The organism is Flavobacterium succinicans, from assembly GCF_001662485.1.
Classification (GTDB): Bacteria; Bacteroidota; Bacteroidia; order Flavobacteriales; family Flavobacteriaceae; genus Flavobacterium; species Flavobacterium succinicans_A.
This window is the reverse complement of the sequence record NZ_JMTM01000061.1, coordinates 1-921: the sequence shown is the minus strand read 5'-3', so window position 1 is coordinate 921 and position 921 is coordinate 1. Positions and strand designations below refer to the sequence as shown.

1 protein-coding gene is annotated in these 921 nt (G+C 34.2%); it reads left to right on the top strand.

The window, feature by feature from the left end:
• The first annotated feature begins 88 nt into the window (after positions 1-88).
• Entirely contained in the window at positions 89-829 is a 741-nt protein-coding gene (locus tag FLB_RS11445; RefSeq protein WP_064716108.1) for a hypothetical protein, read from the top strand.
• Positions 830-921 lie beyond the last annotated feature (92 nt).

Below are 921 nucleotides of genomic sequence, written 5' to 3'. Positions count from 1 at the left end.
AATCCGAATAATGGGCTTAATTTAGTCCCAAACCCGCTGTAGTGCCAGAACGTTATGCCTCACCCAAAAAAAAACGACCTTAACAAATATGAAATTACCGAATTGGTTTAAAATAACTTGGTGGATAATCCTTCTACTATTGACAGGAGTTATCCTTTTTAAAAGATATGAAGCTATAACTACAGGACAATCTGTCCCAGCTGACGTTTTCATTTTTTTAATTTTTGTGGCTTTAATGTTGGTTCCTATTTTTTCAGAGATTGAGTTCTTCGGACTGAAACTTAAAAAAGAGATAGAAGAACTAAAATCAGATATTAATGTAAAATTTGGCGACATAAAAAATGAAATACGAACCAGCCAAAACCAAACGCTAAATCAAACAATACGAGCTTATGGTCAATATGGACCTCCCCCACCTGACAGCAAACTTCCAGAACTTGAAGAAGAAATTGACAGAATAGTAAAAGCCAAACTTCAAGAACACGGTGTTTTCATTGACCAGCCTTTAACGAGTAGAATTGATGTTCCTGAAGATAATTTGACAATGTTTAAAGTTCGTTACAATATTGAAAATCAACTAAGAAGAATTTGGGAAAATCGATTTGAAGAGAAAGCATTTGACCCAAGATTTAGACACCAACCAACTATGAAAGTTATTCAAGACCTAACTAAATTTGAAATCATAGACAATAACTTTTACGGAATACTTAGAGAAATTTTGTCCATTTGCAATTATGCAATACACGGTGAGCAAGTCACAGACAACCAAGTGACCTTTGTAAGCAAAAATGCTAAATTTGTATTAGACTATCTTAGAGAAACGAAATAACAAAACCAAACTCAACAGAAAAAGATGGGCGAAGGCATAACAGCTACTCCTATGTAAAGCATCATAAAGTTATTCACAACTTTTGAGGGGGT

Excerpts from the sequence above, each read along its gene's own strand:
- FLB_RS11445 (WP_064716108.1), top strand. The coding sequence starts at position 89 with ATGAAATTACCGAATTGGTTTAAAATAACTTGGTGGATAATCCTTCTA.